Source organism: Okeania sp. SIO2B3 (assembly GCF_010672525.1).
Classification (GTDB): domain Bacteria; phylum Cyanobacteriota; class Cyanobacteriia; order Cyanobacteriales; family Microcoleaceae; genus Okeania.
Window position 1 is genome coordinate 1 of the sequence record NZ_JAAHGH010000178.1, and the last position, 7513, is coordinate 7513.

Below are 7513 nucleotides of genomic sequence, written 5' to 3' on the forward strand. Positions count from 1 at the left end.
TCCTTCTATCAGATATTTACAATTAGTTGGGGTGTGAGTTCCCATCCACTTTTGACTTTTTCCGAGCTTCAGTCCTGACTTGTTCAATATTTACATCCGACATATTTTTAGTAATTCCTAAAAGCAAATAGTTAATGACTAATAACAAACCAGTAATTATCTTTTGATTTTGGGTTGAATACCCCGCCTTCTATCAGATATTTACAATTGGTTGAGATTTGAATTACCATTCATTTTTTCTTTTTTCTGTCTTTGAGTCCTTATATTTACATCCGACATATTTTTAGTAATTCCTAAAAGCAAATAGTTAATGACTAATAACAAACCAGTAATTATCTTTTGATTTTGGGTTGAATATCCCGCCTTCTATCAGATATTTACAATTGGTTGAGGTGTGAATTACCATTCACTTTTTCTTTTTTCTGTCTTTGAGTCCTTATATTTACATCCGACATATTTTTAGTAATTCCTAAAAGCAAATAGTTAATGACTAATAACAAACCAGCAATTATCTTTTGATTTTGGGTTGAGTATCCCGCCTTCTATCAGATATTTACAATTAGTTGGGGTGTGAGTTCCCATCCACTTTTGACTTTTTCCGAGCTTCAGTCCTGACTTGTTCAATATTTACATTCGACATATTTTTAGTAATTCCTAAAAGCAAATAGTTAATGACTCATGAAAAACCAGTAATTATCTTTTGATTTTTGATTTAATACCCCGCCTTCTATAGAAAATATACTTCCTGTTTTATCTTCTGAAAAGCTTTATCTGTAAACTTTTTAAGGTTTTATAATTGGTTAAAAAAACATTTGTATAAATTAAACTTATAAAATATTGTAAAATATATTTGGAATTTAAACTAAATTTTCCAAAAAAAGTTCAAATGAGCTATTTAGGAGGAAAAATGAGCGTAAAAAGGGTGCGATCGCGCTTTCCTTGGCCATTCATTAAAAGTGTTGATATGTAAGAAATATAGGGTGGTTGCTTGTTAAGAAATTTTCGTGTATTTTTGAGGTAAGTAATTCGCTATGCGTAGGTGCTTATTAAGATGAAAAAGATAATTAGTGAGTGGAAGTGCGATCGCGTAGCGGAACGGAGTTCTATCAACTTTGAATATTTTTTTTGACTACATCAATTTTTACGCAGGCAAAGATACCAAATGGCTTCTATAGGATATTTAAAATTGGTTGGGGTGTGAGTTCTCATCCACTTTTTCCAATTTCTGTTCTTCCTTCTTCAATAATTACCGAAAAGCGACGTTGAAGGCCCCCGTGTTTTAACCGGGGGATAAAAACAAGGGAGTCGTTGAGACTAGACAACTTTAGTTGTCCTGTGCTATTTTCACCTATAATTAAGTTTTCCAACGCCCGTTTGAAATATACTGTTGTCAGCAAGTTTTAGTAGGTAAAAATCCAGAATTAATTGCTATTTTAAAATTCTTGTGTGAACAGTCTTACAAGCTTACTAACATGGGAATATATTATGGTCGGAAATTATATTTTAAGTATCACAAAACTCTCGGCAAGTTTGACAAAGAACAAGGTCTACAAACACAATTATCATTACAAAGTTTTATATTCGCTCTTCAGCACAACAAATATTGAGAACTGTAGCTGAATCATTTCGTTCTTATTGTGGTCTAATTAAAGCCTATCGTGAAGGTAAAATCACAGACAGACCAAGGATTCCTAACTACAGAAAAAAAGGGTTCATTAATGGATAATGGATAATGGATAATTAACTCTCCCTAAAAGGAAGAGGATTGACGCGGTAGGGAAAAAAATTATTCTCTTGGTCGATTGGATATGGCGCTGGTTTCGGAGCCATCCCTCGACCGCTTTTTTCCCCTTGAAAGGGTCGGCTTTAAACCTGAATTATTTAATTATTTAATTATTTAATTATTAATTCTTCGGTAATGGCTACAATTAGTTATCCCAAGCAAGCATTAAAACTCAAAGGTACTCTAATTTGATTACCACGCTTGTAATACTTGTAAGCGCTGGTTTGGTAAGAATTGCTTTTATATTCATAAGCCGAGTAATCTAGAATTTTTATCTCTTAAAGAACTGAGAATATTACCAAGAAATAGATGCTTTTATTGGTTATGGTGTCTATAAAAAAGAAGTAGTAGTTAAACCTCAATTAAATCAAGACAATGTATTAGGAATTGACCATGGTGTCATTTCAGTTATCAGTTATCAGTTATCAGTTATCAGTACCTCTGCCTGAAGTAAAGTGAATTGAAATATTGAACTTTATTTTTTTTTCATCCCCTTGAAAGGGGAGGCTTGAGACCTTATTTTTTGGTAAATAATTGGTTGACTTGTGTATCGAATGTGGGTACGAGCTTAATTGTAGATGCTAAACATCTCAAATCAATGAATTGTTGGTACAACAAACAAGTATCAACTCTTAAAGAAAATCAACCTGTTAGAACCCCCTCGGCAAGAGCCAGGGGAGCACTCAACAATTAAACTTCATCCCTAAATAATTCTCTAATCTCTGATTATGGGGTTGAAAATATTCAGATAATCTATGACGGAGTAAATCAGAAATTGGTGCATAAGAACCAGAATTCAACTTTTTATATTTTGGCAGTTTATGTTCTGGCAAACTTAAAAAGTTAAACACTTGCTTCATGGTAATATCAGGCGCTTGATAAAGTTCTTCTCCTCTCAAAATTAAAAATTGTTCTCTAGGAAATACTTCCATCCATTTCTGGATAAATTCTATATAAACACCCCTCCCTATATAATTTCCTGGAAGTTGCCAATATTTTTTATCTCCTTGAGGTTGTTTCGGAGTAGTTTTGAGTATTTCTAATTCTTGATTAATAGCTACTTCAAAGGAGCGGTCTTCCCAGTTTAATCTTTGCCAATGATGGTATTGAGAAAAAGCTCTATCTACTGGATTCCTTAAAATGACCAATAGTTTAATATCGGGTAGTAAACTATAGATTCTTTCTGCTACTTGATAATTGACTAAATAGTTAGGAGTAGCTTCTCCAGTAATAAAATTTTGTGACTTAGGAATGGAAGGAAAATGAGCTAAATACCAATCAATTCCTCGATCAAATTCTCCTGACCAAAAATGTGTTTCTTTTTTAATAGCTGGTAAAACTTGAGGATGTTGGTTAATGTAATTTGCTAAAGAGGTTGTACCACTTTTTTGAGAACCGATAATAATGAAATCAGGACTTGATGGGTTATTAAAATCCCAATGGTTTTCTACAAAAGTAGGATTGATTTTTTTTGTTTGATTGTAACAGGCTTTTTTATAACTGCTAATGGCTGCTTCAATATTTCCGATTTTTGTAAAAATTTCCCCTAAATTAAGATGACCAAAAAAACTATTTGGCTCAGTTTTGGTGGCATTTTGATATAAATTTAATACTTCCTCAAGCCTATTTTCTAATAAATGCTTCCATAAGACTGAATGATGGGAAAACCAAGAATGTTCGGGTCTGAGTCTAACAGCTTCTAAGTGAGCATTAATAGCTTCTTGTTTTTGAGAATTGTGCAGCAAAGCATCAGCTAAGTTATAGTATGCACCAGAAAAGTTTGGGTTGATAGTAGTTGATTTACGGTAAGCAACAATTGCTTCATCCCATCGTCGTAGCTTAATATATATATTCCCTAAACTGTAGTAAGACCAAAAAAAATCAGGGTTGATTTCTATAGACTTTTGGTAACAGGCGATCGCTTGCTCTAGCTCTCCTTTTTGTTGAAAGACATCTCCTAATTTTTTGTGGAATAAATGATTTTCTGGTTTGAGTTTTATCGCACTACTATAGGCGGAGTGGGCTGAATCATATTCTTTTTTTTCTTGGAAAACTGTTCCTAGTAAGTAGTAAAGTCTAGGATTTTTAGGAGCTAATTTTATTCCTTGGTTTAAAACTACTAATGCTTCTTTTAATTCGCCCTTTTGACTCAGAATTTCTCCTAATTCTTGATATGCTGCTGATAAATTAGGGTTGATTTTAATAGCGTGGCGGTAACAGTTAATTGCTGCCTCTATTTTGTCTAACTCTAAAAGTTTATTTCCTAAATTTAGATGTTCTGTGGCTGTCAATGATTCTGGTTCTATAATAGCTGTTTGATAATTACATTCTGTGACTAATTTTTCTTGACCAAGACTATGCCAGATTTTAGCTAAATTTCGATAAACTCCTACTAAATTTGGTTGAATTTTGAGGGCTTTTTCATAAGCTAAAATTGCTTGTTCCCATTCCTGTTGTTTAGCATACATACTACCCAGGTTGGCATGAGCTTCAGCAAAATTGGGTAGTATTTGAATAGCCTTATTGTAGTAATTTTTTGCTGCTTCTATGTCACCTTGTGCTTGAAAAATATCTCCCATAGTTTTGCAAGCTGGTGCAAATTCGGGTTGGCTATTTAATGCTTTTAAACAAGCGGCATAAGCCTCATATAACTTTCCTTCAGCTAAATGAGATGCTGCTATTTGGTTGAAATTAATTGTTAGTTTTTTTGCCTTTTCATTATTAGACATACAGCAGTTTTCCAGTTGATAAGGTACAAAGTTTTATACTTTAGGGAATAGGGAATAGGGAACAGGGAATAGGCAACAGGCAACAGGGAATGAATAAAAATTATAGATTAGTCTCAAACTGTACCTCACACTTCCTAAAATTTGCTGTATTTCAATAAGTTATATCAGGTCTCATTAAATTAGACTTCATCAATTGATAATGGATAATGAATAATTACCTCTGGTTAAAACCGTTACGGAATTGAATATAAGGAAATCTGATTTCTTCACAGGAGTCGATTGGATATGGCTCCGAGACCTCGCCATCCCACCCTACGGGAAAGCTGCGCTTTTTCCTACGGAATGCTACGCAAACATGTCGCGTAGCGTTAACGTAGTTATGCGCCAGCAAAACGACCGCTTTTTTCTCCTTGATCATGAGAGGCTTTAAACCTTTGGGGATTAATTATCAATTATCAATTGTCAATTATCCATTGTAATAAAAATACTATTGTTGATTGTTTTGAGAATGTCTGAAATTTCCCACCATTCCCTACCCCCTACCCCCTACTCCCTACTCCCTACTCCCTTTTCAATAATACCAATTATCATGCATTAACGCTTAACTTAGATACCACTTCAATTATTAAATAATTAACACGAGCCAAATCACTTTTTTAATTATTAGCACCCTGGTTAGCATTAATTATTATTATGTTTACCAAATAATTAAGGTTTAAAGCCTCTCCTTTAAAGCAGAAACAAGCAAAAATTTTCCTTTGAGTCAATCCTCTTCTTTTCAAGGAAAGGAGAGGTAATTGTTCATTATTAATAATTAATTATTCATGATTCATTGTTGAATACTCCCCTACTCTCCTGCTTCAGATGGTAATTGATGTTGATATCTACATTTTTCTGCTGCAGAGCGATCGCCTAGCTGTTCAAAAATATAGGCTATTTTTTGGTAAGCTTTATGGTAGTCTGGTTTAATTTGTATTGCTTTTTTCAAACATTCAATAGCATCAGACCAATTTTCTTGTTGGATATATGCTTTTCCTAATGATGTGTATAACCAGCAAGAATTAGGATTAATTTCAACAGCTGTTTGATAATTAATAATTGCCTCATCTAGTTGTCCTAGTTGTTGTAAAGCATCTGCTAATTTACGATAAAATAAATAGTTATCTACTTTTAATTCTATAGCTCGACGATAAGATGGAATTGCTAAGTGCAATTTTTTTTGTTTACTTAGTGCTTCGCCCATTTTATAGTGAAGTCTCGCTAAATTAGGATTAAGTTTGAGACCACTTTGATAAATAATAAGTGCTTTATTTATTTTTCCCTGCTTGAGCAATATTTCTCCTATTTTACAGTAAGCATCCCAATTTTTAGGGTGACTTTTGATCGCTTGATGATAAGAAGTAATGGCTTGATTTAACTTACCCTGTTTATACAAAATATCTGCTAAATGTTTGTGCGACGAAGGAAAATTTGGATTAAGTTCAATAGCTTGTTGAAATGCCTCAATTGCATCATTTAACTTGTCTATATCTTGGAAAATTTTGCCTATTTTGTAATAGAACATCCAGTTTTCAGGTAAAAGCTTAATTAAATGTTGATAACAATTGATAGCTGCATCTAACTCTCCTCTCTCTACAAAAATTTCCCCTAATTTAGAGTAAGCTTCCGATAAATTAGGATTTAATTCTATAGCTCCACGATAATCAGCTATTGCCTCTTCCGCTTTACCTTCATTTAATAAAATATTTCCATGATTCACTTTTTCTAAGGCAGTCTTTTCTAATTCTACTTTTTGAGCTTGAGACCAATATTTTTTTGCCAAACTTAACTGACCTAATTTTTGGCAAACCCTAGATAAATTTCGATAAGCACCAGGCAAATTTGGTTGTAATTCAATAGCTGTTTCATAGCAAGCTATAGCTGGCTGCCATTCATTTTGTTTGGCATATAAACTCCCAATATTTATGTATATCTCCGCCCAATTTGGCTGCTGCATCATAGCTTTTGTATACCAATTTATCGCCTCTTCTAACTTTCCCATTGCCTGTAATACATTTCCTAATGTTTTACAAGCTAAAGGATAAACTGGTAATACTTCTAGAGATTTTTCACAGTATAAATAAGCCTCATCTAATTTTCCAGCTTCTAAATAAGATTCTGCTTCTTGATACAAACTAAAAGCTGCCATTTCAGGAGTTAAATTTGAATACATATTGATGTTTTAAACTTTTGAAAATAATATGATAATTTGATTGTAGCTCACCCAAATTTCAATCTCTCTTTTTTTTGAGAACAACATTGGGTCTCCATTCTTCCTTTTGAAAGATATAAAAATCAAGTTATGAATCTTCTTGCCTGCCTATTCCAGGAAGTACTGATAGGGTAACTCTTCTGTAAAGAGGCTAACTGAAGTCTAAAGTTCATCCGGTAGGATGCTAACTGAATTTACTTCTAATTCCAGTTAAATTCCATTCCTAAATACTCCTCTAATTTTTGGTTATGAATTTGAAAATAATCATTGAAACTCCTACAGATTTCTGAATCAATAAATGTTGGAAATAATCTCATAACCTGATGATAGCTCACCCAAATTTCAATCTCTCTTTTTTTGACAAAAATATCGGGTCTCCATTCTTCCTTTTGAAAGATATAAAAATCAAGTTATGAATCTTCTCGCCTGCCTATTCCAGGAAGTACTGATAGGATTACTCTTCTGTAAAGAGGCTAACTGAAGTCTAAAGTTCATCCGGTAGGATGCTAACTGAATTTACTTCTAATTCCAGTTAGATTTCATTCCTAAATACTCCTCTAATTTTTGGTTATGAATTTGAAAATAATCATTGAAACTCCTACAGATTTCTGAATCAATAAATGTTGGAAATAATCTCATAACCTGATGATAGCTCACCCAAATTTCAATCTCTCTTTTTTTGACAAAAATATCGGGTCTCCATTCTTCCTTTTGAAAGATATAAAAATCAAGTTATGAATCTTCTCGCCT

General features: G+C 33.1%; 4 protein-coding genes. 1 reads left to right on the plus strand and 3 read right to left on the minus strand.

Annotation, left to right across the window (positions count from 1 at the left end):
* Positions 1-1205: 1205 nt before the first annotated feature.
* Positions 1206-1397: a hypothetical protein gene (locus tag F6K15_RS36750; RefSeq protein ID WP_293070907.1), complete on the minus strand. Its 192-nt coding sequence runs from the start codon at positions 1395-1397 to the stop codon at positions 1206-1208.
* 909 nt (positions 1398-2306) lie between these two features.
* Here F6K15_RS36750 and F6K15_RS36755 point away from each other — a divergent pair.
* Positions 2307-2477 (plus strand): hypothetical protein, encoded by a 171-nt coding sequence (locus tag F6K15_RS36755; RefSeq protein ID WP_363269496.1) that lies wholly within the window; start codon positions 2307-2309, stop codon positions 2475-2477.
* Here F6K15_RS36755 and F6K15_RS36760 read toward each other — a convergent pair.
* On the minus strand, positions 2467-4512 hold the full coding sequence (locus F6K15_RS36760) for a tetratricopeptide repeat protein (RefSeq protein WP_293070909.1): 2046 nt from the start codon (positions 4510-4512) through the stop codon (positions 2467-2469). The genes F6K15_RS36755 and F6K15_RS36760 overlap by 11 nt on opposite strands.
* A gap of 847 nt (positions 4513-5359) precedes the next feature.
* Positions 5360-6724 carry a lipopolysaccharide assembly protein LapB gene (locus F6K15_RS36765; RefSeq protein ID WP_293070911.1) on the minus strand — a complete coding sequence of 455 codons (1365 nt, stop codon included), beginning with the start codon at positions 6722-6724 and terminating at the stop codon, positions 5360-5362.
* Positions 6725-7513: the final 789 nt, after the last annotated feature.